The following is a 26,707-nucleotide window of genomic DNA, read 5'->3' on the forward strand; positions in this document are numbered from 1 at the left end:
GCTATAGCTGTTGAGTCATAAGGCTTAAACCCCTATAATCGCCGGACTTAACATCAGGCTGTAGTTGGATAGGATGAGCCCGGATCAGGAGAAACGATTAGAATCTGCTGGTTTAGCAAGTGGTTCAGGCAGAGATAAGCAACGTAAACGCTTTGCTGCTGTTTGCTTCAGGGTGTTATTACTGCAATTGGCACTCACAAGTGTGCTAGCCTTAGCACTGATGTTTAAAGATTTTGTGACAGCCTATTCGGCCTTTATTGGGGGCTTCTATATCTTCTCCCAACAGGTTGGTTTTCACTCAGAGTACTGATAAAAAACACAGCACGATCGCCACGGGAAATACTGGCCAACATTTATATGAGTGAAACCGGAAAGGTTTTGTTGGCCGTGGCACTGTTTAGTCTGGTATTCATGCTGATTGAACCGCTGAATGCCGCGGCGCTGTTTGTAACCTATATCCTGCTGCAGGTCACCGGTTGGTATCTGCAGTTGAAACTGAATCATCGATTTCTGAAACTTTGACTGAGAGAAGCTGAGAATGGCAAGCGAAAACCCTACATCCTCAGAATACATATCCCATCACCTGAGTAATCTGACTTTTGGTAATCACCCCGTGGAAGGCTGGGGTTTTGCTGGTGGTCAGAAAGCTGCAGAAATGGGATTCTGGGCGATCCACGTTGATACCATGTTTTTTTCGATTCTAACCGGGGTGTTCTTCATCTGGTTGTTCAAAAAAGTGGCTGATACCGCTGTAAGCGGAGTACCTGGCAATCTGCAAAACTTCATTGAAGTGGTTGTGGAATTTGTTCAGGATAACGTCAAGAGTATTTTCCATCACAACAACCCGACTATAGCGCCTTTAGCGTTAACGGTATTTGTGTGGATATTCCTGATGAACGCCTTGAAGCTGATCCCGGTAGATTTCATTCCCTACATAGCGGGTGAAATGGGGCTGCCCTACTGGAAAATAGTACCAACAACCGATATCAACGCCACGCTGGGCATGAGTTTCAGCGTATTTTTCCTGATTATCTACTACAGTATCAAGGTTAAAGGCGTTAAAGGGTTTGCTGCGGAACTGTCTTTACAGCCGCTGGGTAAGTATTTCATTCCGTTCAACCTGTTCCTGGAACTGGTTAACCTTGTAGCCAAGCCTGTTTCACTGGGTCTGCGTCTATTCGGTAACATGTATGCGGGTGAAATCATCTTTATCCTGATTGCGCTACTGCCTTTCTGGATTCAGTGGGTGCTTTCAGTACCCTGGGCGATCTTCCATATCCTGGTTATCGTACTACAGGCGTTTATCTTCATGGTGCTGACAATCGTTTACATGGCGATGGCACATGATGAACATGAGCACTGATTAAGGTCAGTGCTGTTAACTAAAATCGATTTCAATTCACTTTAACCTTAAAAAAATGTTGGAGAAAAAAAATGGCTGAACTGCTGTTTATCGCTGTTGCTCTGCTACTGGGTCTGTCTGCACTGGCTGGTGCTCTGGGCGTAAGTTTGCTGGGTGGTAAGTTTCTTGAAGGTGCTGCACGTCAGCCAGAGCTGGTTCCACTGCTTCGCAGCCAGTTCTTCATCGTCGTCGGTCTGGTTGATGCGGTTCCGATGATCGGTGTTGGTATGGCACTGTACATGCTTTTCGCAGGTTGATAACCGGTAATTATACCTTTGGGGCTGACCCTGGCAGGGTCTTAACCATTCAAATCAACCGCGAGGGGTAATGGCGTGAATATTAATCTCACCATCATTGGTCAGGCCATAGCATTCGCGATTTTTGTGATGTTCTGCATGAAGTATGTATGGCCACCGATTACGGTAGCTATGGCAGATCGCAAAAAGAAGATTGCCGAAGGTTTGGATGCAGCTGACCGTGCTGAACGTGATCTGAGACTCGCTCAAGAGCGGGCCGCTGATGATCTACGTGAAGGCAAGGAACAGGCCGCCGCCATCATTGAACAGGCCAACAAACGCGCTAACCTGATGATTGAAGAAGCAAAAGAGCAGGCTCGAGAAGAAGCCAACCGTGTAAAAACGGCTGCTCAGGCTGAACTGGAACAGGAAGTAAACCGTGCAAGAGAAGTTCTTCGCGCACAGGTTTCTGTTCTGGCGATTGCCGGTGCTGAAAAGATTCTGGAAGCCTCTGTTGACCAAAAAGCACACGCTAAGCTGGTTGAAAAACTAGCCGCTGAGCTTTAAGCGAGGTTTATGATGGCTGAACTCAACACAATCGCTCGGCCTTATACCAAAGCAGCGTTCGACTATGCGCTGAATAAGGGCGACCTCGATCAGTGGTCAGACATACTGGCATTTACGGCAGTAATCGTGAATGACAGTGAAATGAAGCGAGTTCTTGGAACGCCTTCACTGAGCACGGAGCAAAAAGCAGAACTGATCGTATCGGTCTGTGATAAGACCATGAACGACGGTGCGAAGAATTTCATCTATCTTCTTGCCGAAAATCAGCGTCTGCTTTTGCTTCCCAAGATATCAGCACAGTTTGATCAGTTTAAAGCCGATCATGAAAAGTCAGTAGATGTTGATCTGACGACGGCGTTTGAACTGGATCAAGAACTGGTTGATAAACTGGCTCAGGCACTGCGCTCCAAACTGGGACGTGAAGTGAAAATGACCTCGACGGTGGATCAATCCATCATCGGCGGCGTGATCCTTCGCGCAAATGACCTTGTGATCGACGGTTCGGTTCGTGCTCGACTGACGAAACTGGCCGAAGCGATGAATTCCTGAGTATGGGGAATAACTATGCAGCAACTGAATCCATCTGAGATCAGCGAGATTCTCAAGAAGCGCATCGAAAAACTCGACGTGTCTTCTGAAGCCCGTAATGAGGGCACAATCGTAAGCGTATCTGATGGTATTATTTTGATTCACGGTCTGGCCGACGTAATGTACGGCGAAATGATCGAGTTTCCAGGTGGTATCTACGGTATGGCTCTTAACCTTGAGCGCGACTCTGTCGGCGCCGTGGTTCTGGGTGATTATCAAAGTCTGGTAGAGGGCATGATTGCTCGCTGCACAGGCCGAATTCTGGAAGTGCCAGTTGGCCCTGAACTGCTTGGTCGCGTTGTAGACGCGCTGGGTAATCCGGTCGACGGCAAGGGTCCAATTGAAGCTAAATTAAGCGATCCGGTCGAAAAAGTGGCCCCGGGTGTTATTGAACGTCAATCGGTAGATCAGCCTGTTCAGACAGGTCTGAAAGCCATCGACGCTATGGTACCCATCGGTCGTGGTCAGCGTGAGCTGATCATCGGTGACCGCCAGATCGGTAAGTCAGCGATCGCAATCGATGCGATCATCAACCAGAAAGGTACCGGCATCAAGTGTATCTACGTAGCGATCGGACAGAAACAGTCCACCATTGCTAACGTGGTGCGTAAGCTTGAAGAGCACGGCGCGATGGATCACACCATCGTCGTAGCCGCTGGTGCAGCTGACCCGGCTTCCATGTTGTTCCTGGCTCCTTATGCCGGTTGCTCCATGGGTGAATACTTCCGCGACCGCGGTGAAGATGCACTGATCATTTATGATGATCTGACCAAGCAGGCCTGGCTTATCGCCAGATCTCCCTGCTGTTGCGTCGCCCACCGGGTCGTGAAGCTTATCCTGGTGACGTGTTCTATCTTCACTCTCGTCTGCTTGAGCGTGCTGCTCGCGTAAACGTTGATTATGTTGAGAAGTTCACCAAGGGTGAAGTCAAAGGTAAAACAGGTTCATTGACAGCGCTGCCTGTAATTGAGACTCAGGGTGGAGACGTTTCGGCGTTCGTACCAACCAACGTTATCTCAATCACTGATGGTCAGATCTTCCTTGAATCCGACCTGTTCAACTCAGGTATCCGTCCAGCGATCAACGCCGGTCTGTCTGTATCCCGTGTAGGTGGTGCTGCTCAGACCAAAATCGTCAAGAAACTTGGCGGTGGTGTGCGTTTGGCTCTGGCACAGTATCGTGAGCTTGCGGCTTTCGCGCAGTTTGCTTCTGACTTGGATGACACGACACGTGCTCAGCTTGAGCATGGTCAGCGCGTTACCGAGCTGATGAAGCAGGCACAGTATTCTCCGATGTCTGTCGCTGAGATGGGTCTGAGTCTATACGCTGCCAACGAAGGCTTCCTGAAAGATGTAGAGCTGAACAAAATCGGTGCTTTTGAAACTGCGCTGATCGGCTTCTTCAACAGCGAATTTGCTGACCTGATGAAGTCAATCAATGAATCCGGCGATTATAACGACGAGATTGCAGCGAAGTTGAAAGCCGGCATCGAGAAGTTCAAATCTACCCAGACTTGGTAATTACTCGTCAGAGTAGCGGGTCTGTGGTGAACTTCACTTTACAGACCGGACACTGAGTTAGGAATAGAGGCGGAACTATGGCAGTCGGAAAAGAGATTAAGACACAGATTGCGAGCATTGGTAGCACGCGCAAGATTACCAGCGCCATGGAAATGGTGGCTGCGTCAAAAATGCGTAAAGCTCAGGACCGCATGAAGGCTTCCCGCCCGTACGCTAACGGTATCAGAGGTGTTGTTCATCATTTGGCCACGGCCAATCCTGAATACAACCACCTCTATATGCAGGAGCGTGAAGTGAAACGCGTCGGATTTATCGTCGTGTCCACGGATCGCGGACTCTGTGGTGGCTTGAACGTGAATACGTTTAAGACAGCCGTCAGCGCTATGAAAGAATTCCATTCGCAGAATGTCGAAATCGATATTTGTGCACTGGGAAACAAGGCGATTACTTTCTTTAAAAACTATGGCGGTAATGTTGTTGCTGCCAAAGGGCACATGGGTGATACCCCGGAACTGGCTGATCTGATCGGCTCAGTTAGGGTGATGCTCAGCGCTTTTGAAGAAGGCAGACTGGATAAAATATTCATGGTTTCTAACGAATTCGTGAATACCATGACCCAGAAGCCGACGGTAGAGCAAGTGTTGCCAGCTAAGGCAGACGAAAACGACACAGAAGAACAGCTCAAGCGCAGCTGGGATTACCTCTACGAGCCGGATGCACAGGAGTTGCTCGAAGCACTCTTCATTCGCTATGTAGAATCGGTGGTTTACCAGGGTGTGATTGAGAATATCGCCTGTGAGCAGGCAGCAAGAATGCTGGCGATGAAAAATGCGACAGATAATGCCGGCGACCTTATTGATGAGCTTCAAATGGTATACAACAAGGCTCGTCAGGCGGCTATTACTCAGGAAATTTCTGAGATCGTCAGTGGTGCTGCTGCTGTATAGTGCAGTGAACAGGTTTAAACGTTGAGAGGATCCGAACATGAGTAGCGGACGTATTGTTCAGATTATCGGTGCGGTAGTTGACGTGGAATTCCCACGTGACGCCATTCCGAAGGTTTATGACGCATTACACGTCACAAAAACCGGCCTGACACTGGAAGTTCAGCAGCAGCTGGGCGACGGTGTTGTAAGGCTATTGCCATGGGTCAGACCGAAGGTGTGAGTCGTGGATTAGATGTAGAAAACACAGGTGCACCTATTTCTGTACCTGTAGGTACAGCGACACTGGGACGTATTATGGACGTTCTGGGTAATCCGATCGATGAAGCGGGCCCTATCGGTGAAGAAGAGCGCATGCCTATTCACCGTAAAGCACCGGCTTACGCCGATCAGGCAGCGTCTAACGACCTGCTGGAAACCGGCATCAAGGTTATCGACCTGGTTTGCCCGTTTGCCAAGGGTGGTAAAGTCGGTCTGTTCGGTGGTGCCGGTGTAGGTAAAACCGTAAACATGATGGAGCTTATCCGTAACATCGCGATTGAACACTCAGGTTTCTCTGTGTTTGCCGGTGTGGGTGAGCGTACTCGTGAAGGTAACGACTTCTACTTCGAGATGAAAGAGTCCAACGTACTGGACAAAGTATCTCTGGTATACGGTCAGATGAATGAGCCTCCTGGTAACCGTCTGCGTGTTGCGCTGACTGGCCTGACCATGGCAGAAAAATTCCGTGACGAAGGCCGTGACGTACTGTTGTTCGTAGACAACATCTACCGTTACACCCTGGCCGGTACTGAAGTATCAGCACTGCTGGGTCGTATGCCATCGGCGGTAGGTTATCAGCCAACTCTGGCGGAAGAGATGGGCGTTCTGCAGGAACGTATCACCTCAACCAAAGTCGGTTCTATCACTTCTATCCAGGCGGTATACGTACCGGCGGATGACTTGACTGACCCGTCTCCGGCAACGACCTTCTCGCATCTTGATGCGACTGTGGTACTGTCGCGTCAGATCGCTGAGCTGGGTATCTATCCTGCCGTTGATCCACTGGATTCCACATCACGTCAGCTGGATCCGCTGGTTATTGGTCAGGAACACTATGAAGTCGCACGTAACGTCCAGGGTGTTCTGCAGCGCTATAAAGAGCTGAAAGACATCATTGCGATTCTGGGTATGGATGAGTTGTCTGATGAAGATAAATCCATTGTATCCCGTGCACGTAAGATTCAGCGTTTCCTGTCTCAACCGTTCTTCGTGGCTGAAGTATTTACCGGATCTCCGGGTAAATACGTACCGCTGAAAGACACCATCAGCAGCTTTAAAGCCATTCTGGAAGGTGAATATGATCACATGCCAGAACAGGCTTTCTACATGGTTGGTGGCATCGACGAAGCGATTGAGAAAGCCAAGGGCATGAAATAAGTTCTGGCGGAACCTTTTAAGAGGTAATCAACATGGCTGTAACTGTTCAATGCGAGATCGTCAGTGCTGAGGAAGAGATTTTCTCCGGGCTGGTAGAGTTTATCTCGGTGACAGGTAGCCTGGGTGACCTGGGTATTATGCCCGGTCACACTCCGCTGTTAACGGAACTGAAACCAGGCCCGGTCGAACTGCGAAAAGAGGGCGGTGAACAGGACGTTTTCTACGTCTCTGGTGGTTTTATCGAGATTCAGCCGTTCAAGGTAACGGTTTTGGCAGACACAGCGTTGCATGCCAAAGATCTGGATGAAGCTGCAGCAATGGAAGCGCAGAAACATGCACAGCATGCTATTTCTGACAAATCCGGTGAGTTTCAATACTCACGCGCTGCCTCCCAGCTGGCAGAAGCCGCAGCTCAGCTGCGTACTCTGCAGCAGATCAAGAAAAAAACTCGGCAAGTAACCCGTCCAGGCGGGTTTGCCGAAACAAAAGAGCCTCCTTCGGGAGGCTTTTTTATTTACAGGATGTACGGGCAGAAAACCGCTCCTGCGTTTTCTGCATAGGCGCCGTCCATGGCGCTATATGCCGCAGGCACACGGATGCGCAGGAGCGGTGACGTTTCGTCTTCGATCATGGATGTTTAACACCTCCCCGGTGTAAAATAGGCGCCAGTAGCAATCAAGGACACAGGAAATACGGCATGCAAACAGATGTAGTGATACTGGCGGCGGGTCAGGGAAGCCGAATGAAATCTGCGTTACCTAAGGTAATGCACTCGCTGGCAGGTAAACCCATGCTGCAGCACGTCATAGACAGCGCTTCATCACTGCCTGATACCGATATCCATGTAGTGATAGGGCATGGCGCCGATCAGGTCAAACAACAGCTGCACAATCAGCCAGTAACCCTGGCCCTTCAGGCTGAACAACTGGGTACCGGGCATGCGGTTGCACAGGCCCTGCCTCAATGCCACAAAGAGGCCATCGTATTGATCCTCTATGGCGATGTGCCACTGATTCAACCTGAGACCCTGAACCAACTTATCCACATAGCGGCGCAGGATCACCTGGCGTTGCTGACGGTTGAGTTAAATGATCCAAGCGGTTATGGCCGTATAGTACGCAACCCGGTAAAGGATGTTGTCGCCATCGTTGAACACAAGGATGCCAGCGATGATCAACGGGCCATAAATGAAGTGAATACCGGCATTATGGCGCTGAAACACAGCTATTTGCAGGCCTGGCTGCCGCAGTTGTCTGCTGAAAATGCACAGGGCGAATATTATCTCACCGATATTATTGCCATGGCCGCGGCGGAAGGTGTCAGGATTGGCGCGATTCAACCCACCTCTGAACAAGAGGTCCAGGGGGTTAATAATCGTCTGCAACTGGCCGAACTGGAGCGCTGGTATCAGCGTCAACAGGCTGAATTACTTATGACCAATGGCATCACCCTGATGGATCCTGCGCGCATAGATGTGCGTGGTCAGCTTTCAGCCGCGCAGGATGTTATTATCGATGTGAACTGTATTTTTGAAGGTGAGGTTAGCTTGGGTGAAGGGGTGGTTGTCGGTCCCAACTGCCTGATCCGTAACAGCCATATCGCTGCGGGCTGTTGTATTGAAGCCAATTCCATCATTGATGGGGCGCAGGTTGGTGAATCAGCAGTCATCGGTCCCTTTGCTCGTTTGCGCCCAGGTACTGAGCTGGCCGAGGGCAGTAAAATCGGCAACTTTGTCGAAACCAAAAAGTCTCGTATCGGTAAGGGTAGCAAGGTAAATCATCTGAGTTACATCGGTGATGCCGATATCGGTGAAGAGGCTAATATCGGTGCCGGCACCATTACCTGTAATTATGATGGTGTGAATAAATCCGAAACACATATAGGTGATCGTGCCTTTATCGGCTCCAATACTGCCTGGTAGCCCCAGTCAAAGTTGGTGATGATGCGACCATTGCTGCCGGTTCGGTGATTACCCGAGACACCCCGGCCGGACAACTATCAGTTGGTCGTGCCCGACAGCAAACCCTGAGCCACTGGAAACGCCCCAGTAAACGCAATGCATAAGGAATCTGAGTCATGTGTGGAATAGTTGGAGCTGTTGCTGCCCGTCCGGTAGCTGAAATTCTTCTGGAAGGCTTAAGACGGCTGGAATACCGCGGCTATGATTCTGCCGGTATGGCGTTATTGGAAGCCGGGCAGGTGGAACGTTTGCGCCGTGCCGGTAAGGTGCAAGCGCTGGCCGATCTGTTGGCCGAGCAGCCACAAACTGGTGAAATCGGCATAGCCCACACCCGCTGGGCGACTCATGGTAAACCTACAGAATCCAATGCCCATCCACACATGTCAGGCGAACGCCTGGCGGTAGTGCACAACGGCATCATTGAAAACTATGAACCCCTGCGCGAAGCACTCAAGGCCGACGGCTATGTGTTCAACTCTGACACAGATACCGAGGTGGTTGCGCACCTGTTGGATCAGACACTAAAAACCGGCGTCACACCGACACAGGCGCTACGCCAGTGTGTTGCACGTATGGAAGGTGCCTTTGCACTGGGGGTGGTGCATGCCGACTATCCTGATCAACTGCTGGCGGCCCGTAAGGGTAGCCCGTTGGTAATCGGTGTCGGTATGGGCGAGAACTTTATTGCCTCGGACCAACTGGCGCTGTTGCCGGTGACTGACCGCTTTATGTTTCTGGAAGAGGGTGATATTGCCACTCTGACCACCCATCAGATTCAGGTTGTGGATGCCGCAGGTAACGCAGTAGAGCGTCCCATTAGTATTTTTGAACACGGTCAGGCTGCGGCCGAAAAGGGCGCCTTCAAGCACTTTATGCTGAAAGAAATCTATGAACAGCCGGAAGTAATGAAACGGGTACTGGAAGGGCGCATCAGTCAGGGGCACCTGCTGGAACAGGCTTGGGGCGTGGGTGCCTCGGCGTATTTTGATCAGGTTAAACAGGTGCAGATAGTCGCTTGTGGTACCAGTTACCATGCCGGAATGATTGCCCGTTACTGGATAGAGTCGATTGTCGGCATTCCTTGTAATGTCGAAGTGGCCAGCGAGTTCCGCTACCGTGACGTGGTACTGCCGCAAAACACCCTGTTGATAACTCTGTCACAGTCGGGTGAAACCGCCGATACCCTGGCGGCACTGCGTGAAGTGAAGCAGCGCGTACTCGCCAGTCTGGCGATCTGTAATGTCCCCGGCAGCTCCCTGGTACGTGAATCCGACCTGGCACTGATGACCAACGCTGGTCCCGAAATCGGCGTAGCATCCACCAAGGCGTTCACCTCACAGCTGGTGGCACTGCTGATGACCACACTGATACTGGCGCGACGCACTGGTCTGAAATCCGAACAGGAAGGGCAAATTGTAGAAGCCCTTCAGGCGTTACCGACACTGATCCAATCGCTGCTGTCACTCAACGACAGCATCGCCAAAATGGCCGAAGCCTTTGCCGAAAAACACCACGCCCTGTTCCTGGGACGCGGCACCCTCTATCCGGTGGCTATGGAAGGAGCGCTGAAACTTAAAGAGATCTCCTACATCCATGCCGAAGCCTACCCGGCTGGCGAGCTAAAACATGGCCCGCTGGCACTGGTCGACAAGGATATGCCGGTAGTCGCCGTAGCACCCAACAACGACATGCTGGATAAGCTCAAGTCCAACCTCCAGGAAGTACGCGCCCGCGGCGGTGAACTCTTCGTGTTCACTGGCTGCGAGCAAAGCATACGCGACGAAGAGGGCGTCACCACCCTGACACTCCCTGCCGTACACCCGCTACTGGAACCCCTAGCCTATACTCTGCCACTACAGCTGCTGTCATACCATGTCGCCGTACTGAAAGGCACGGATGTGGATCAGCCGAGGAACCTGGCAAAAAGTGTAACGGTGGAATAGCACCCTGTAGGAGCCCACTCTGTGGGCGAAAAAGAAAGGCATCGCTCCTGTAGGAGCCCACTTCGTGGGCGAAGAGCTTCGCTCACAGAGTGAGCTCCTACGCAGAGTGAGCTCCTACAGAATAAAGAACACCCCCCTATTGTAGGAGCCCGCTCTGCGGGCGAAAGGTGTTTTGTTTGAGCATTCGCCCGCAGAGCGGGCTCCCACAACAAAACAGCTAATTCCCCCTACCGGGGTGCAACAAAGTGCTCAGCCAACATGTCACTCATTGGCACGTTAAGCGTTATGCCTTTCCCGGGCAGGGGTTGCTGAAACCAGCGTTGATACAGCCGTGGCATCTCCGGGCTGGTGTAAATCTGTTCAAGCGCGTTATTCACGTGTTCCGCAAAGGCGTCATCACCCAGTCGCATCATAAAGCCCAGGGGTTCCGTCGGGGAAACAGCTTCTTCAGACAGGGTGTATCTTTCAGGGTTGTCTGATTCGGCAATCATGGTACTGAGTAATATATCGTCCATGGCGAAGGCGGCTACGCGATCATCTGCTACTAGATCAAAGGCTTGTTGTAAGGTGTCTACCGGAATGATGGATAAATTCAGTTGTTGCTGTCGGTTTGCCCGATTAATCTGACTAACATTGACTGTACCTCGGGCGACACTGACGCTGCGCCCGGCCAGATCTTGCAGGGTTTTAAAATTGTTTTTCTGCAGGGCTACGTAGCGCACGGACACAAAAAAAATGGCTCAGCGCAAACTGTGCGCTACGCTGGCGCTCTGGCGTATTAGTGCTGGCATTGCACTCAATATCGATATCGCCACTATTGAGTAACATAATCCGGTTGCTGGGTGTGCGCGGCACATAGACTATATCCAGTGAGGGAAGGTTTAATTGCGCTTGCAGTTGTTCAGCCAGGCGTTGGCAAATATCGATAGAGTAGCCAACGACCTCGTTGCTCTGCTCATCCACATAAGAGAAGGGCGCTGTATCACCATAGCCAACGCGCAGCACCCCTGTTGCTTCTATACGTTCAAGCGTATTGATCGGTGTTGTTGCCTGTGCAGCCCCTCCACCCCAAAGCATGATCAGTAAGCTACATCCCAGGGATAATATACGTCGGCGCATCATAGTCTACCTCATTCTTTGTACTGCTCAGGATTGGCAAATATAGCGGCAAGCTCTGCGCTAACGGCAGGTTCAATACTCTGTTATCAGGAGGAATAGGTTGCACAAACCACTTATCATAAAGGGTGTAAATGGAGCCACTTTGATAAATATCACCCAGGGCCTTGTTTACCTGTGCAACAAAAACAGGGTCATCAGATGGCATCATTAATCCATAAGGCTCGGTGTTACTCAGGGTCGCTTCGGAAATCCGGAAGGCCGCAGAATTGGGGGCTGAGGCAATCAAACCGGCTAATAAAATATCATCCATAACAAAAGCAGCAGCCTGCCCTGAAGCCACCATGGTAAAAGCCTCTTCATGATTACGGCTCAGCATCACTGAAATATTCAGCCCCTGGGTTCGATTGAGTTCGTTGAGTTGTGCAATATTAACGGTACCTGTGGTGGATACCACACTTTGGCCAGCTAAATCCTGCAGGCTATTCATCTGTTTTTCGGCTAGAGATACATAGCGTGTGGCTGTCAGAAAATGCGGGTATGAAAATGCGGCCTGGCGGCGGCGCTCTGGCGTATTGGTGGTCACTCCACATTCAATATCGACTGTGCCGTTACCTACCAGGATAAACCGGTTTGCGGGCGTGAGGGGTACAAAGGTTACGTTGAGTTCATTTAACCCGAGGTTTTCCTGCAGAGCATTGATCACTTCCAGGCAAAGGTCGATGGCATAACCGATTGGTTGTCCGTTTACCAGATAGGAAAAAGGTATTTCGCTGCTGCGATGTCCGATAGTAATTTCGCCAGTAGACACAATATGTGACAGGCTGGGCGAAGAGGCTAACAGATCACTGGCCAGGGCACTTTGCCAGATCGTGCTACTTACTAATACAGCGATTAGCCATTTCATCATATTACTCTCTGTCAATGATACTGGAGCCCATGGTCATCCCTTCAGTATAGTGCATATAGCAGTCGCGTCCTTTCGCCTTGGCTGCATAGAGTGCCAGGTCAGCCTTGTGCAGAAGATCATGACTGTTATTACTATTCAGGGGTGCGTTTGAAATGCCAACACTGACGCCGATATGAATATCCTGCTTATCGATAATAAACGGCTCTCTGAGGGCGGAAACTATTTTTCCTGCCAGCAGGCTGGCCTCTTCCTGTGCATTGACAGTAACCGGCTGAATGATGGCAAATTCATCACCCCCCAGACGTGCGACTAAATCATTAGCGCCGAGAAGTGCCAGGACTCTCTGACTGGCTTCTACTAACAGGCCGCAACAACCCCGTGTCCCAGGCTATCGTTGACGGCTTTAAAATGGTCGAGATCAAACAGCATGACATTAAACACCTCGCCCAGAAGCAAGGTGTGTAGCGCGTCTGTTAATGCGTCATTAAACTGTGCACGATTAGGTAATTTGGTTAAGGAGTCGTGGTGTGCAAGGTGTTGAAATCGCAGTGCTTCATCTTTTACATCAAGTAGATGCTCACGTTCAATAACCTTCTTGCGCAGGGCATCGATAGCCTTGGCCATTTCACCGATTTCATCATTACGCTCAGTATAGGGTGTGGCGTGAGTGGTTTGATTTTTGGCTATATCGGTTAATGCCTTAACTAAAATAGGAACGGGTTTGAAAAATTGGCGCATCAATATCGTGACCAGCAACGCAGTTGCAACCAATACAATCAAAAGCGTCACAAAGATTTTACCAATCAAGTCGTTATGTATCCGATACAGCTTATCTTTTTGGCCAATTGTTGATACGACAACCCCCAGCAGTTGATTATCTGCACTGACAATGGGTAGTGAGCTAATAAAATGCTCTTGATTCGCTATTTTGGCAAAGCCAACATAAAAATGGGTAGCGTCTGTATTTGTCTGCCAAGCATCTACAGTCAAGCTGGCAGGGGTTTTCATCGATCCATTAAGCGCTTCTGCCACAACCTTGAAAGATCCGTCAGAAGACTCAGCAAACAACCACACATTATTACGTGTTTGTGCACTGGCCAGCGCCAACACGTCAACTGGGCTAAATCCGGTTTCAAGCACCGACTCCTCATCGCCAATCGGGCGCCGGGAAACAATATGGGTGACCTGGCCTGTGTCATCCGTTGTTACAGCCACGGATGTATAAATACGCCGAATCGTCGCGCTGACAATTTGCGCATTGACCTGGGCTTCGCGTTTCCACTGTTCGCGAGCGCCGCGTTCCACCATAAAAAAGCCCGACAAGGCTCCAGTCACATACGCAAACAATACGCCCAGCAGCATACACACCACCACCTTACCCACAAGGGTGTGGTGCCAGGGAAGCCCTGGAGCGTTGTTCTGCTGGTGTTCTTGCATAGAATCCGATTCCTGTATTGCAACAACCTGGTTACCAGGGTGTAATTACGACGAGTAATCCTTTCTTTGATGGGATATTTTGAGCATAACTTGCTTCGATAAGCTTATAAGATACATTACGCTTTAGGTAGTAAAGTATCACTAAATGAAGGCGCGTGCTTTAAAAAATCACAGCGCTCAGGAGTGCTAGTCAACATCAAGGAGGGCAATGTGGGGGCTATGCTAATAGCAGAAAAATGTTTAAGCCTGAGACGGAGTTACATCCGTTCAATACAGTCCCCATATAGTAACAAACGGGCACTGTACTGAAATATCCCAAGGACATTGGATGGTTACAGCAAAATCTCCTGTAAGGCGGCTAAACACGCATCAATTTCTTCTACACTGTTGTAATGAGCTAAGGAGATACGGGTGACCGCCTTAAGCCCCAGCGGGCGTAGAATATTACCCGAAAAGACATCATCACTGCGGGCATGAACGCGTATCCCACGATTACCGAGTTCAGCGACGATATACTTAGCCTCATACTCAGCGATTGCAAATGACACCACGCCTTCACGGTGAGGGGTGTCTGAAGGCCCAATCAGTTTTATCCCGGGATATTTACTTAACCCGGCTAAGCTTTTGCTTCCGTTAATTAATCTATGTACGAGCGCACGCTCGTGATTACCTATGGCATTTCCGGCCGCGATCAAGCCAGCTCGGCGTGACGTCGTATCGGTAAAGTGTCCACCCAGCCAAACCAGGTAGTCGACCATTGCGCTAATGCCGATCAAGGCGGAGGGATCACGACTACCCAACTCCCATGCATCGGCTGACTTTCCGATCAGTTTGTCGTGTTCGGTTAGGCTAAGGCGCCTGGATAGCCAGGCATAGCCATTATTAAAACGGCAGAAAACCTTATAAGGCGAAATAACATAGGCATCAACACCATAGGTTTCGACATTGAGTAAACCGTGGGGCGCATGTTGGATACCATCGACGATGATGATGCACTCAGGGGCAATGCAGCGGATACTTTGTGCTATCTCAGCAACATCCATGCTCATCCCCGTTACTGGCTGGTATGCAGGATCGTGGCGATGCGGGTATCGGAACGTACAAACTTGGCATAGTGTGTCGCCGTCACGCGTCCTGCATTAATATCGAAAGGAACCTCAATCCACTCACGGTTGGTGCGTTGGGCCCATTGACGAGTCGCATCGTAGGTGGCGGGGTGTTCGATTGCGCAGGTGACAAGGCTACCCCCGGCTTCAGCCGAGAGTGCAGCGGCACGGATCACGCGAAAAAGGCATTCTGTTCCTGTTTCACCACCAAAAATCACGCCATTATCAGGGCTAATACCGAAGAAGGTCATTAAATCGTTGCGACCGGCAGCAACGATCGCGGATATAGCATGGGAGGCGGGGTTATCGCGGTGTTCGTTATCGGGAATAGCCGCTATTTCTGCCCCTTGGGTAATGACCGACTTAAGCGTTAGTGAACCACCGGCGTTTTCAAAGTAGGTTCGCTTACCGCTATAAGGGCAAGTGTCGACATGCAAGAAACGCTCCCGTACCTGAGCCAATAGCTCATTGGGTAATAGGGCGCCTTGAGTTGAATGGGCTGGGGCCGCTGTATTGAGAAAAGTTGTCGTGCTCATAATAGTTGTCAGCATCTCAAATGATTAGATGTGGGTTTGCTTGTTGTTCACAAGATCTAGTTATTTCTGGTTGTTGCGTCGACGCCATTGACTCCATAGCGGATACGCCAGAGCCAGCACTACGAGAGCGCAAAGCGTTAGCGACAGTGGCCGAGTAAAGAAGGTGGTAAGATCCCAGTGCGAGATTTGCATCGAACGGCGAAAGTTAACTTCAAGAATAGGTCCCAGGATCAGGGCAATGACCAAGGGGGCGGCAGGGTAACGCCAGCGCTCCATAAAATATCCAACCACACCGAAAGCAACAACCAGCCAGACGTCAAACATCTCGTTACGCAGTGCATAAGTACCGATTACGCTGAATACCAGAATCATCGGTCCTAATACCGCACCAGGGACTTTTGTTACGATGACCAGATAGCGACACAGCCACAATCCCAGAATCGCAAAAAGCACATTGGCCAGTAACAGGGAAAGGATGAGGGTATAAGTTGTTTCCGCGTGTTGGGTAAACAGGCTAGGTCCTGGAATGAGTCCGTGAATTGTTAAACCGCCTATAAAGACAGCCGTGACGGCGTTTCCAGGAATGCCCAGCGTTAGGGTTGGAATTAAGGTACCACCTGTGACAGCATTATTGGCGGATTCAGAAGCCGCAACCCCTTCGAGCTCACCTTTACCAAAGTTTTCCGGTGTGCTCGAATGACGCCGGGCTTCATTGTAAGAAATAAATGACGCAATGCTGGTGCCTGCACCGGGTAAAATCCCAACAACTGAACCTATGACAGAAGAGCGCAATAACGTGCGTAGGCAGCGTTTAATGTCGGACCATAACGGCAGATTACGCCCTTGGAGTTGGGGCCCTTTACCGGTTAGTACTCCCGCACTTCTGGGAACGCACAGATTAAATGCTTGAGAAACTGAAAAAAGTCCGATGAGCACCGGTAGCAAGGGCACGCCATCAAACAGTTCGCGTTGGCCGAAAGTAAAGCGCTGCGCACCAGTGAACGCATCCAGCCCTACACTCGCCAAAATCAGACCTAGTGCCGCTGATAGCACACCTTTTATGGGTTGATCCGAGGCGACACCTACAATGGTTACCAGCCCGAATATAGCTAAAACCGTGTACTCTTGTGGCCCGAACGCGAGGGCAACGGTCGACAGCGGGGGCGCAACAGTGATCAATACAATCACACTGAAGAGACCGCCGAAAAGTGAGGCCAGTGTTGCCATGCCAATGGCCTCACCCCCTCGTCCCAGCCATAGCTAATGGATATCCATCCAGCGCTGTGGCGATAGATGCATCTGTGCCAGGGGTACGCAATAGAATGGCGGTAATGGAGCCGCCATAGACCGAGCTAACGTATACGGCACCGAGTAGAATCAGCGCCAGATCTGCTGGCATGTTAAAGGTGATTGGAATACAAAGCGCGACGCCCATGGTTGAAGAAAGTCCTGGCAAGGAGCCGATTGTCATTCCGGCCAAGGTACCAAGCAACAGCGTCAATAGAGCCATCGGCGTCAGAATATTACCTAGTGCAACAAGTAGTATATCCATAGAAATAGTCTCTTGGGTGTCTTTGAAGAAAGCTGTTAGTTGGCTAGCCAATTCCAGAGCCCGCCACCAGGTAGGGGGACTGAAAGTAAGTGCACAAAAACGGCATAAATAAGGCTAGAAAAAGACACCGCAAGTATTAGGGCCGTGGGCCAGCGTAAGTCGCTCAAGCTGCGTAAACTAACCAGCAGAAATACAATCAGCGCAACAAATGTTCCAACACTTATCATCAGCCTAATAATCCCAGCACACATAGGCACCAGAGGGTGAAACGTTGCCAGGCAACTGGGAGCTGGGATTCATCAGGGAGTTTGCGACGAAAAGAATCGAGTCCGATGCCCAAACAGGCAAGCCCCCCAAGTGAACCGGCGATCACGGGGAAAACCCCCGCATCGCCACGCATGTCAAGCCCGATCCAGACTACACCAGCGCACAAGCCTCCAATCAAAACGGCCAGCATACGGTCAATTTTGTTGAGTGGCATAGAGCGAGTCCTCCTAACGGGTTAAATCACTGCTCAATCCAAGGCTCTTGGTCCCAAAGGCTTTTAGCCGATCATGACTTTCGTGGATAAAGTCAACGTAGTCTTGTCCATAAATAGGATTAACCGGCATATTGAGCTGCTCCATTTCGGCCAGAAACTCCGGATTCTCTACCACCTCACGGGTCACAGACAACAGAATGTCATACACTGGTTGCGGAATATCAGCCGGTACAGCAAACCCGCGTGATGCCGCCGCTAGCACGTCATAACCCTGCTCTTTACCGGTAGGTACAGCCGAAATTGCATCGATGCGTTCATTTGACCAAACAGCTAAACCACGCACTTTGCCCTCTTTGATCTGGTTTACCACTTCCGACATGTTGCCTTCAAAAGCCGTGATGTGCCCACCAAGAAGAGCGGCTGTTGCTTCAGCATTACCACTGTAAGAGACAAAATTAAGGTCGATGTCAGCTTCTTTGGCAAAGTTGAGTGCTGCCAGATGGTCGTCACCGCCAATGCCTTCGTGGGACACAACTACGGATCTTGGATCTTCCTCTACCGCTGTAACAAAACTTTCCAGCGTTTGATAAGGACTGTCGGTGGCTACTGCCAAAACGCCAGGATCGGTAATGATATTGGCCAGAGGGCGAATATCATCAAGGGAATAACCCACAGTGCCTTCACGGGTGAAAGGATAAACTTCGACCACTGGCGAGTTAATCAAGCCAAGGGTATAGCCGTCGGGTGCCGCATTGGCTAAATGTACCCATCCCAACTCACCCCCAGCGCCTGGTCGGTTAACCACGACGATACGTTGGCCGAGTTCTTCTTCAGCGTACTTCGCGAATATGCGTGCCATCGTATCGGTACTACCTCCGGCACCGAAGGCGACAATCAACTGTATTGGTTTGCTGGGGAAATCGTCAGCTGCTAGCACTGATGCACTTAGCCCACTTGCCAAGATTGCCGTCATCGCACTCAGGATCAATTTTTGCTTGTATTTAAACTGTGCCTTCATCGTCTTGTTCCTTGTTACTTTTATAGTTTCAAAGTTATGTAGGGCAGTAGGGCACTCATTAGAAGTATTTTTAAGGCCTGACGCCATTGAGTGCCTGTGTCTTAGTTAAAAGCATTCTATACTTTCAAAAAAGCGAATAAAATTCATAAAATACAAGTCGAAATATTCATATATGGAGTCTCTATGCTGACACTTAAGCAACTTGAAACGTTTGTGCAGGTGGTTGAATTAGGTACATTTGAAAAGGCATCGCAGCGGCTAAATGCAACTCAATCGACTGTTTCTAAAAGAATTTCAGAGCTAGAGCAGGCAACAGGGCTGCATATTTTTGATCGCTCACTGCGTAATGCACGTTTAACCGAAGAGGGTGAACAACTACTAGAACTGGCCTACTTGACGATAGACAGCGCCAATAAGATTCGTGAACTCAATAAACAACCGGAGAGTAAACTTCACCGTATCCGCATTGGCTTTACCGAACTGACCGCGCTGACTTGGCTGCCTGGATTTTTGCGGGAATACACCCTTGAACGGCCTGATATCCGTTTGGATATCACTATTGATATGAGCCGCACCCTCTACCAACAGTTTCAGGATGGTGAACTGGATTTGGTGGTAATACCGCTTGTCCCAGAAGTGTTTGCCCAGCCTGGTGTGGAAATGCTTCTGTTAGAAAGCGTGGAAATGGCGTTTATGGCCAGGGCTGGATTAGTGGATGGGCCGCGTCCCCTACCCATTAGTAAACTGGAATCCTATACTCTGATAAGTCAGGGCAAGCGCTCTGGGTTTGCTCAGGACATAAATCGCTGGATTTCACACCAAGGTATGGCTTCACCCGTTCAGATAGCCGATAACTTACTTGCCCTTGTTGGCTTGGTGACGGCTGGGCGGGGTATCAGCGTACTGCCAAAACTCTGCGTGCAGCGTTTTGCCCAAACACAGGAGTTGGAGATATTAGAGACTCTTCCTCAGCCCCCAACGATCGGTTACTACGCGTTATACCACAGTGGTATTCGGATCTCATTGCTTGAAGAAATAGCCCTTCGTCTTGGTAAAGCCGCCGATTTTACCCGTCCTTTTTTTGTGTAGCTGTATTCGCGATAAGCATGTTTATAAAGTTATCCAGAAGGGGGTTGGTTTCGTCTTTGCGTGTGACCGCAACAAGTGTTGTACTGATATCAATGTCATCGACAGGTAGAAAAACCACATCCCTTCGATTGTTGGGTGTGATCGACCCACTAACCAGGGTTCCACCGAGTCCGGCTCCAACCAGTGCCAACGCGGTATGAATTTCAATGGCCTCATGGGTTAACGTCGGGCGTATGCCTTTTTCCTCAAGGTGCGTCAGAATTTTTTGTCCGAATGGGCTGCGAGGATCCTTAGGATACAGAATGAAGGGGAGTTGCTTGAAGGCACTGATAGGGAAGCTGTCATGCTGTGCAAGTGGATGATCAATTGGCAGGGCGGCCATAAACGGGTCGTTAATGATCACTTCATAGTGCATGTCCGCATGGCGTTCAAACAAGCCGATAAAGCGTGAAATACCGACATCTATACGGTGTTGCCTTAAGCCTTCTTCCTGATATTCGGACAGTACCTCAACAAGATCGAGATGTACCTCTGGGTTTTGGGCTCGGTAACTTTTGATCACAGAGGGCAGCAATGAAAAAAGTGTTGAGCGAATAAAACCAATACCCAGCCATCCGCCACTGCCACTGGCGACTTGTCTGGATTCTTCCTCTAAGCGGGTTGCCTGAATCAACAGCTCTTTTGCACGAGGGTAGAAAAACTTTCCAAGTGACGTGAGCTGCATAGGCCGGGTTGAGCGATCAAACAGCTCCCCTCCCAGGTTCTGTTCCAGCAAGGTCAGCTGTGCACTGATGGCTGTCGGCGCAACAAACAGGCGTTTTGCGGCGGCACTCCCTCCACCGGCATCGACGACCTCACAGAAGTAGCGTATCTGTCTTAGATTCATTTTTAGTGAACTTACCTGCGTAATTCGCTGATTGATTAAAGATAATCAATATATGATAGTGAGGCTGAGGTCAACTCAGGAGTATAAAAATGATAAATAAAACCAACTTTACCGATCTCGTTTCACAACTCAGCCAGTTCGGTAGCGCTTCCATCTATGAAGCACAAGGCGCCTGTGGCGCTTTAGATAGTGGCATGAAGCCACTGTGTAGCAGTATGCAGGTGTTTGGGTCGGCATTTACAGTCGATATTCGTCCTGGTGACAATCTTATGTTGCACTATGCCTTACTGTATGTGCAGCCTGGAGATGTGTTGGTGGTGGACGCCAAGCGTTTCGTCGAAGCTGGCCCGTGGGGCGATATTCTAACCGAGCAGGCGATCAAGAAAGGTGTGGCCGGTCTTGTGATTAACGGTGCCGTCAGGGATGTCCAGACTATTAAAGCACTCGGTTTTCCGGTGTTCTGTCAGGGTATCAGTATCAAAGGTACGGCCAAGAAACAGCCGGGGAAGATCAATGTGCCAATTTGCATTGGTGATACGTTGATTAATCCGGGCGATTTCATTTTTGGTGATGCCGATGGTGTGGTGGTGGTTCCTCGGCAAGATATCGCCAGCGTGCTGCACGAAACCCAGTTGCGCGAAAAAACAGAAGAAGACTTTCGAACAAAAATCAAGGAAGGTGGCAGCACTGTCGACCTGCTTGGTTTACAAAACACGCTAAAGCGATTACAGCTGATGTAACTTCGGCCCCTTAAGAGTTAAACCCTACTCATTTTCGTTATTAAATAACTATAAATAAGCACTGCAGACAACAGTGCAAACGAGGAAACAACAATGAAAACTATAAAAAAAGTTGGCATGCTTGCCTGTATTTCACTTCCAATCGCCATGTTCTCTAGCGTCTCATGGGCCGATTCATACCCAGATCGACCGATCTCCACAATCATTTCATTTGGTGCTGGGGGCAATACTGATGTTGGTGCGCGTATCCTGTTTCCCGCCGTAGAGCGTGAGCTGGGCGTACCACTGAATATCATTAATCGTCCTGGTGGTGGAGGCTGGGTCGGCTGGACGCAACTACTCAACGCCTCTAATGATGGGTACACCCTAGGTTACATTAATACACCCAATCTGATTACGGGGTATATGGATCCGCAGTATCGGCGCGATGTTGACCTGGATGACTTTGAACTCATTGCCAATCATGTGACAGACTATGGTGTCATTTCTATCAATAAAGATGAAACACGTTATAGCAATATTGATGAACTGGTGGCCTATGCTGAGTCGAATACGCTGACGGCTTCAACTACTGGCGCGAATGGTGATGATCATATTGCGCTGCTAAAGATGAACCATCATTATGACACTCAGTTTGTGCCTGTGCATACGACCGGAACGGCCGAGCAACGTGCAGCAATTCAGGGTGGTCATGTCGATGTGAACTTCTCCAATGTGGGTGATACCAACATGGCTCACCGCAATGGCGACTTAAAGATCATTGCCATCATGGCACCTGAACGTTCAGATTTTATTCCAGATGTGCCTACGCTTGAGGAGAAAGGATATTCAGGCGTGATCTCTTGGTCAGCGCGAGGTATTGCGGCACCTAAAGGCATCGATCCGACTCAGCTTGAGCAACTTCAGCAAGCCTTTATCACTGGCATGCAAGACCCTGAGCATTTAGCCAAAATGGCTGAAATGGGATTGAAGGTAGACATTCGTACCGGTGATGCTTATCGCGAGATGCTAGAAGAGGAAGAGGAAGGTGTCCGCTCGTTAGGAGAGTTACTGGGCTGGTAAGCTCAACAGGCCGTGATGTCTCATTGCATCACGGCTACCCATTCAATTAGGCCAAACTTTACAACAATAAATAGGGTGCCTTATGAAAGCGTTACACTCAGATTTGCTAATCGGGTTGGTTATGCTGCTTTTCGCCATAGGCTTCTACAGCCTCTCGGCTCAGATGCCTGCGGACCCAGCGGTATTTCCCAAACTTATTCTGGTCACCTTCGCGGTTTTTTCGCTGTTTATTGTTTGGACAGGGTTAGCTAAAACGCTGGCCAGCAAAAAACACGGGATTCAACACGACCCAGTATTCCAGAATATACGCGGTCCGATCGTCACTTTTGTTGCGCTGTGCATTTATGTGGCCTTGATCAGTATGCTCGGATTTTTTGTTGCCAGTTCGCTCACAGCGGTATTTTTCATGCTTTATTTCGGGGTGAAATCCTACCTTCAAGTGCTGCTAGTACTCGTCATCATGAATAGCTTTATTTATATGCTCTTTGTTTGGCAGTTACGCATCTCCCTTCCCACTGGGCTATTGCTGTAAAGGAGAGAGATCATGCAAGTTGATACTACCCTGTTGTTGTCAGTCCTGGCGCAGTTAGCTTCGCCGGATGTTATCTTGATGCTGTTTGTCGGTGTACTTGGAGGGATTTTTCTGGGCGCTTTGCCTGGGTTGAGTGCTACCATGGGCATCGCGTTACTGATTCCGGTCACCTTTGGCATGCAGCCTGTGGCGGCTCTGGTGTTGCTTTCAGCTATTTATGCCTCTGCCGTCTACGGTGGATCCATCACCGCTATCTTGATTCATACTCCTGGCACACCGGCATCGGCGGCGACGGCAATGGATGGCTATCAGATGACGCTACGTGGTGAGGGCCTTAAAGCGCTGGGAACCTCCACGATTTGTTCGGTGATTGGCGGCATTGTCAGTGTTGTGGCGTTGCTGCTGTTGGCGCCGCCTTTAGCCCAGATTTCATTGCGCTTTAGTGCACCCGAGTATTTTCTGATCGCCATCTTTGGTTTGACGATTATTGGCAGTTTATCCAGTGGTGCGATGGTGAAAGGACTCTCCGCGGGCCTGCTAGGTTTGTTGGTCAGTCTGGTTGGTGTGGATGTTATGACCGCCTACCCACGCTTTACCTTTGGTGTTGGCGAGTTGGAGAGTGGCATTTCACTGATTCCCGCCATGATTGGTCTGTTTTCCATTTCCCAGGTTATGATTCAGGCTGAAAAGCTCCATGGAGCCAAAGAGGTTACAGCGGCTCCTGAATTGATTGGGCACCTCTTTCCCAATCGCGCCGAGTGGCGAAGACTTCGGGGTACAATTACTCGCTCATCCATCATCGGTGTTTTGGTTGGCTGCTTGCCGGGAGCGGGGGGCGATGTGGCCTCCTGGGTGGCCTACAATGAGGCCAAGCGTAGCTCCAAAAATACAGACAACTTTGGCAAAGGCGAGATTGAAGGTCTGGCTGCCGCTGAAACAGCCAATAACGCCGTTACCGGTGGCGCCATGATTCCATTGCTGACCCTGGGGATTCCCGGCAGTGCGGCCACAGCCGTGATGCTGGGAGGACTCTATATTCATGGCTTACAACCTGGACATGAGCTGTTTACCGTTAATGCCCATATCGTTTACGCCATTATTGTTGGGCTGCTACTGGCCAATATCTTGATGGGAATTGTGGGTTTGGCGTTGGCCAAGCAGGTGGTCAAGGTGGCCTCGGTTCCGTTTGCCATTCTTGCGCCGATCATCGTGGTGCTATCGGTGGTGGGTTCCTACACCATCAATAACAGTATGTTTGATGTTTACGTGATGGCGGCCTTTGGTTTACTGGGCTACTTGATGAGAAAAACTGGTTTCTCAACGGCCGCTATAGTGCTTGCGATGATACTGGGTGCAATGGCCGAGATCGGTTTCCGGCAGTCCTTGGTCATGTCCAAAGGTAACCTGCTGGGCTACTATTTCGACCGGCCATTTTCGCTGCTCATCATGGGGTTCATCCTGCTGGCGCTGCTGTCACCACTGCTCATTCGCTGGAAGCGCAAGAGAGCGCTACGCGATCTCCAACACTCTTAGTCCATGATGTAAAGCCATGGCCCTGGTTGGGTAAATCAGGGCCATGGTACTTGGTATCATCAGGATATCACTGTATTCCAGGCCTAGGCTGAACACTATCATTCCAACTGCAATTGTTTTATACCCGCACAGATTTTAAAAACACTGATAGAAGTGTCTTTGGAAGGGGGCGCTGCTTGGGGCATGTACTCGATCAGAGTATGAGGCAGGACAGACTAAACCCCAGTAGACTAAATCCACTCCTTTCAGTCATGCCGCACATCCAACAAAGGCGGCTGCTCTACAACCTCATTGTCCGCAGCACCAAGTATTGTATGGATATGCGCTTGAACTGCTTTCTTGGTACACCTCTGCGTATCCTGACACTGGTCAGCTGTATGCTGCACTCTTCACGCTGTTCCGTGCAGTCCTTCGGCGTCCGGGAAAACTTGTAAGTGGCCAGTGAAACCAGATGCTGTACCATCATGCCAGACACTGCCGCCTAATTTGGAATGGATATCTGTAAACCAGTCGTGGGTTGCACTATTTGCCTCACGTATACGCTGCAGGGTGATGCGGCCAAACTTCACCAGATCCTCACCTGTGGAAAATAATCTTTCCATAGCATTTAAGATACCCATTTTCCAGTTTGTCTGCTTTAGGTTACGGTCATTTAGAGCATGGCCATGGGCGTATGTTCGATGGAGCTGTGAGATCTGCTGATTTGCAGGAACCTCATGTTCTCCCAAAAAGGTGTTGGAAAGACCTTTTCACTCAACCCAAGCCGAAAACACAGCCTCTAGGGCTTCGCCTTCTATCTCCTCGATCGCAACTCCGAGTAAGGCATAACCTAAATTTGAATAGTGCTTTTGCTCTCCAGGCGGGCCTATTAAGCGTATGTGGACAGATTCCTCACGTAATTGTTCTTTGGAGTATCCGGCGTAGGGATCCCGTGTGTTATCTGATAAATTAGTAGGTAGACGGGGTATATCTGCCTCATGGTTTAACAGGCGAAGTAGTGAAGGTTCAGTATTAATAAGCATGCTGCTTTGGTGCCAGTCTGCAGGCAAATAATTGGCAAGAGGTGCGTGAATATCAATACGCCCTTGCTCTTAAGCCTCACTCAACAGGGCATCAAGAATAGGTTTGGTTTATTGAGCCCGTGCCGAACAGGGTTTGAGGTGTGGCCTGAATGGATATTTCTGGAGTGTCCAGGCTACCGTAACTGAAGAAGCGAACCTGCTCGTGATCCAAAAAGGCAAGCAGTAGTCCCGGAATGGGACCTGCACCTGTTTCTCCCACGAAGGAACTGAGCCGAGAAGTAAGCTGTTTTTCTAAGCAGTTCCAGTTTTCAGAAGCTATGCTAGCGAAGGTGGTCAATGGGAGGAGAAAGGCGACAGCAGAAAATGATAAGGGAGCTGGTCATTAAACTATCTCCAGATTTATCTGTGGCTAACCAGGCCTCAGGCAAAGTCAGCAAAGCCTTAAAGCAAGCCTAGGGCTAGTCCGCTACCTATGCCTAGCATGGCTATCGCAACAATAAGCTGTACCGTGCGAAGCGTCACTTTTGGCAGAAGGCGCTTGCCAAAAAACGAACCGATGAACGCGCAGATCGACCCAACCACAACAGGTAGAATGAGCTCCTGAGCTTGTGAGAATTCGGTGGCAAGTATGGCGGTGCCATACACCACGAGACGTGCAGCATCGACAATAACGGCAGAGACAATCCCGGTCGCCACAAAGGCTTCCTTGGACAGGCCCGCCTTTAATAAAAACGCTGAACGCAAAGCCCCTTGGTTGCCTGATAGCCCGCCAAAAAAACCTGAGAGTACGCCGCCCACTGGCAGCCAGTGGGCAGGAAAAGCCAGTGCTTGGAAGCGCGATGACAGTTCGAGCAAGGCAAATAGCACAATCAGGCTACCAATAACGGCCTTTACCGCGGTAATTTCGTAGTTCGTGCTTGCAAGGGTGTAATGCCAAAGGGGTGGAAGCTGGTTAAAAAAAGCTAAGGAACCTGCACCCAGGAAAGCCGCGACAGCCGCTGGTACACTGAACCTTGCTACCACCGACCAGTCTGCTTTGCGTGCCATGAGGCCGAACTTGAAAAGGTTGTTTGTGAAATGCACCACAGCTGTTGCCGCGACTGCCAGC

Annotated in this window: 28 protein-coding genes and 4 pseudogenes; 17 read left to right on the forward strand and 15 right to left on the reverse strand. The window is 50.0% G+C overall.

Translation table 11 applies throughout. From position 1 onward, the window contains the following. The first annotated feature begins 73 nt into the window (after positions 1 to 73). The 12 genes and pseudogenes from LH51_RS05815 to glmS all read left to right on the forward strand — a co-directional run bounded on the left by LH51_RS05815 (position 74) and on the right by glmS (position 10,579). A complete protein-coding gene (locus tag LH51_RS05815; protein WP_036520655.1) occupies positions 74 to 310 on the forward strand; it encodes a hypothetical protein in 237 nt (78 codons plus the stop codon). Further along, the gene (locus LH51_RS19890) at positions 310 to 522 is read left to right on the forward strand and encodes an ATP synthase subunit I (RefSeq protein ID WP_235263557.1); all 213 of its coding nucleotides are present in this window, start codon (positions 310 to 312) and stop codon (positions 520 to 522) included. The genes LH51_RS05815 and LH51_RS19890 overlap by 1 nt, the downstream gene beginning before the upstream one ends. A 16-nt stretch (positions 523 to 538) precedes the next feature. Further along, positions 539 to 1,363 carry a F0F1 ATP synthase subunit A gene (gene atpB / locus LH51_RS05825; protein WP_036520657.1) on the forward strand — a complete coding sequence of 275 codons (825 nt, stop codon included), beginning with the start codon at positions 539 to 541 and terminating at the stop codon, positions 1,361 to 1,363. 71 nt (positions 1,364 to 1,434) lie between these two features. Beyond that, on the forward strand, positions 1,435 to 1,659 hold the full coding sequence (gene atpE, locus LH51_RS05830) for a F0F1 ATP synthase subunit C (RefSeq protein ID WP_036520659.1): 225 nt from the start codon (positions 1,435 to 1,437) through the stop codon (positions 1,657 to 1,659). A gap of 75 nt (positions 1,660 to 1,734) precedes the next feature. Then, on the forward strand, positions 1,735 to 2,205 hold the full coding sequence (locus LH51_RS05835; protein ID WP_036520661.1) for a F0F1 ATP synthase subunit B: 471 nt from the start codon (positions 1,735 to 1,737) through the stop codon (positions 2,203 to 2,205). 9 nt (positions 2,206 to 2,214) lie between these two features. Further along, complete coding sequence (locus LH51_RS05840) at positions 2,215 to 2,754, forward strand: F0F1 ATP synthase subunit delta (protein WP_442934814.1); 540 nt, start codon at positions 2,215 to 2,217, stop codon at positions 2,752 to 2,754. Positions 2,755 to 2,769: 15 nt separating this feature from the next. Continuing rightward, a pseudogene (gene atpA / locus LH51_RS05845) lies at positions 2,770 to 4,313 on the forward strand (F0F1 ATP synthase subunit alpha). Positions 4,314 to 4,390: 77 nt separating this feature from the next. After that, positions 4,391 to 5,260, forward strand: coding sequence for a F0F1 ATP synthase subunit gamma (atpG, locus tag LH51_RS05850; protein WP_036520663.1), 870 nt, complete (start codon positions 4,391 to 4,393; stop codon positions 5,258 to 5,260). Positions 5,261 to 5,297: 37 nt separating this feature from the next. Beyond that, positions 5,298 to 6,676, forward strand: a pseudogene (gene atpD / locus LH51_RS05855) (F0F1 ATP synthase subunit beta). A gap of 32 nt (positions 6,677 to 6,708) precedes the next feature. Next, positions 6,709 to 7,122, forward strand: a pseudogene (locus LH51_RS05860) (F0F1 ATP synthase subunit epsilon); the annotation flags it as partial. Between the two features lie 251 nt (positions 7,123 to 7,373). After that, positions 7,374 to 8,740, forward strand: a pseudogene (gene glmU, locus LH51_RS05865) (bifunctional UDP-N-acetylglucosamine diphosphorylase/glucosamine-1-phosphate N-acetyltransferase GlmU). Between the two features lie 12 nt (positions 8,741 to 8,752). Further along, positions 8,753 to 10,579 (forward strand): glutamine--fructose-6-phosphate transaminase (isomerizing), encoded by a 1,827-nt coding sequence (glmS, locus tag LH51_RS05870; RefSeq protein ID WP_036520665.1) that lies wholly within the window; start codon positions 8,753 to 8,755, stop codon positions 10,577 to 10,579. Positions 10,580 to 10,806: 227 nt separating this feature from the next. Here the strand turns inward: glmS and LH51_RS23425 are convergent, their stop codons facing one another. The 11 genes from LH51_RS23425 to LH51_RS05905 all read right to left on the reverse strand — a co-directional run bounded on the left by LH51_RS23425 (position 10,807) and on the right by LH51_RS05905 (position 18,735). Further along, entirely contained in the window at positions 10,807 to 11,307 is a 501-nt protein-coding gene (locus tag LH51_RS23425; RefSeq protein WP_268746528.1) for a transporter substrate-binding domain-containing protein, read from the reverse strand. Next, positions 11,267 to 11,701: a transporter substrate-binding domain-containing protein gene (locus LH51_RS23430; RefSeq protein ID WP_268746529.1), complete on the reverse strand. Its 435-nt coding sequence runs from the start codon at positions 11,699 to 11,701 to the stop codon at positions 11,267 to 11,269. The genes LH51_RS23425 and LH51_RS23430 overlap by 41 nt, the downstream gene beginning before the upstream one ends. Next, a complete protein-coding gene (locus LH51_RS05880) occupies positions 11,667 to 12,605 on the reverse strand; it encodes an amino acid ABC transporter substrate-binding protein (protein WP_235263556.1) in 939 nt (312 codons plus the stop codon). The genes LH51_RS23430 and LH51_RS05880 overlap by 35 nt, the downstream gene beginning before the upstream one ends. A 1-nt stretch (position 12,606) precedes the next feature. Then, the gene (locus LH51_RS23435; RefSeq protein WP_327124396.1) at positions 12,607 to 12,969 is read right to left on the reverse strand and encodes a GGDEF domain-containing protein; all 363 of its coding nucleotides are present in this window, start codon (positions 12,967 to 12,969) and stop codon (positions 12,607 to 12,609) included. Beyond that, the gene (locus LH51_RS23440; protein WP_268746530.1) at positions 12,963 to 14,042 is read right to left on the reverse strand and encodes a putative bifunctional diguanylate cyclase/phosphodiesterase; all 1,080 of its coding nucleotides are present in this window, start codon (positions 14,040 to 14,042) and stop codon (positions 12,963 to 12,965) included. The genes LH51_RS23435 and LH51_RS23440 overlap by 7 nt, the downstream gene beginning before the upstream one ends. 332 nt (positions 14,043 to 14,374) lie before the next feature. Continuing rightward, positions 14,375 to 15,085, reverse strand: a complete 711-nt coding sequence (locus LH51_RS23445) for an aminotransferase class V-fold PLP-dependent enzyme (protein ID WP_052063479.1) — start codon at positions 15,083 to 15,085, stop codon at positions 14,375 to 14,377. 11 nt (positions 15,086 to 15,096) lie between these two features. Next, a complete protein-coding gene (locus tag LH51_RS18865; protein WP_160173682.1) occupies positions 15,097 to 15,684 on the reverse strand; it encodes an aminotransferase class V-fold PLP-dependent enzyme in 588 nt (195 codons plus the stop codon). A 60-nt stretch (positions 15,685 to 15,744) separates the two neighbouring features. Continuing rightward, positions 15,745 to 16,911: a tripartite tricarboxylate transporter permease gene (locus LH51_RS05895; RefSeq protein WP_200881884.1), complete on the reverse strand. Its 1,167-nt coding sequence runs from the start codon at positions 16,909 to 16,911 to the stop codon at positions 15,745 to 15,747. 10 nt (positions 16,912 to 16,921) lie between these two features. Next, positions 16,922 to 17,236, reverse strand: a complete 315-nt coding sequence (locus LH51_RS21235) for a tripartite tricarboxylate transporter permease (RefSeq protein ID WP_200881885.1) — start codon at positions 17,234 to 17,236, stop codon at positions 16,922 to 16,924. Between the two features lie 226 nt (positions 17,237 to 17,462). After that, positions 17,463 to 17,717 carry a hypothetical protein gene (locus tag LH51_RS05900; RefSeq protein ID WP_036520667.1) on the reverse strand — a complete coding sequence of 85 codons (255 nt, stop codon included), beginning with the start codon at positions 17,715 to 17,717 and terminating at the stop codon, positions 17,463 to 17,465. A gap of 13 nt (positions 17,718 to 17,730) precedes the next feature. After that, positions 17,731 to 18,735: a Bug family tripartite tricarboxylate transporter substrate binding protein gene (locus LH51_RS05905; protein ID WP_052063481.1), complete on the reverse strand. Its 1,005-nt coding sequence runs from the start codon at positions 18,733 to 18,735 to the stop codon at positions 17,731 to 17,733. A gap of 183 nt (positions 18,736 to 18,918) precedes the next feature. Between LH51_RS05905 and LH51_RS05910 the strand changes: the two genes are divergently transcribed. Continuing rightward, complete coding sequence (locus LH51_RS05910) at positions 18,919 to 19,824, forward strand: LysR family transcriptional regulator (protein ID WP_036520669.1); 906 nt, start codon at positions 18,919 to 18,921, stop codon at positions 19,822 to 19,824. Here LH51_RS05910 and LH51_RS05915 read toward each other — a convergent pair. Further along, a complete protein-coding gene (locus tag LH51_RS05915; protein ID WP_052063482.1) occupies positions 19,802 to 20,710 on the reverse strand; it encodes a LysR family transcriptional regulator in 909 nt (302 codons plus the stop codon). The genes LH51_RS05910 and LH51_RS05915 overlap by 23 nt on opposite strands. A gap of 89 nt (positions 20,711 to 20,799) precedes the next feature. Between LH51_RS05915 and LH51_RS05920 the strand changes: the two genes are divergently transcribed. The 4 genes from LH51_RS05920 (at position 20,800) to LH51_RS05935 (ending at position 24,577) form a co-directional block, all read left to right on the forward strand. Next, positions 20,800 to 21,450, forward strand: a complete 651-nt coding sequence (locus LH51_RS05920) for a 4-carboxy-4-hydroxy-2-oxoadipate aldolase/oxaloacetate decarboxylase (protein WP_081960689.1) — start codon at positions 20,800 to 20,802, stop codon at positions 21,448 to 21,450. Positions 21,451 to 21,543: 93 nt separating this feature from the next. Continuing rightward, positions 21,544 to 22,512 carry a tripartite tricarboxylate transporter substrate binding protein gene (locus tag LH51_RS05925; protein WP_036520674.1) on the forward strand — a complete coding sequence of 323 codons (969 nt, stop codon included), beginning with the start codon at positions 21,544 to 21,546 and terminating at the stop codon, positions 22,510 to 22,512. Positions 22,513 to 22,594: 82 nt separating this feature from the next. Further along, entirely contained in the window at positions 22,595 to 23,044 is a 450-nt protein-coding gene (locus tag LH51_RS18870) for a tripartite tricarboxylate transporter TctB family protein (protein ID WP_052063483.1), read from the forward strand. A 12-nt stretch (positions 23,045 to 23,056) separates the two neighbouring features. Beyond that, positions 23,057 to 24,577 carry a tripartite tricarboxylate transporter permease gene (locus tag LH51_RS05935; protein WP_081960690.1) on the forward strand — a complete coding sequence of 507 codons (1,521 nt, stop codon included), beginning with the start codon at positions 23,057 to 23,059 and terminating at the stop codon, positions 24,575 to 24,577. 389 nt (positions 24,578 to 24,966) lie between these two features. Here LH51_RS05935 and LH51_RS05940 read toward each other — a convergent pair whose 3' ends face one another. From LH51_RS05940 to LH51_RS05955, 3 genes are all read right to left on the reverse strand, one after another. Further along, on the reverse strand, positions 24,967 to 25,179 hold the full coding sequence (locus tag LH51_RS05940; RefSeq protein WP_160173683.1) for a hypothetical protein: 213 nt from the start codon (positions 25,177 to 25,179) through the stop codon (positions 24,967 to 24,969). A gap of 147 nt (positions 25,180 to 25,326) precedes the next feature. Then, positions 25,327 to 25,656 (reverse strand): serine hydrolase, encoded by a 330-nt coding sequence (locus LH51_RS24665; protein ID WP_081960691.1) that lies wholly within the window; start codon positions 25,654 to 25,656, stop codon positions 25,327 to 25,329. A gap of 384 nt (positions 25,657 to 26,040) precedes the next feature. After that, positions 26,041 to 26,707 (reverse strand): TSUP family transporter (locus tag LH51_RS05955; RefSeq protein WP_036520678.1); only part of this gene is annotated, 667 nt, incomplete at its 5' end.

This window comes from Nitrincola sp. A-D6 (genome assembly GCF_000764495.1).
Taxonomy (GTDB): Bacteria; Pseudomonadota; Gammaproteobacteria; order Pseudomonadales; family Balneatricaceae; genus Nitrincola.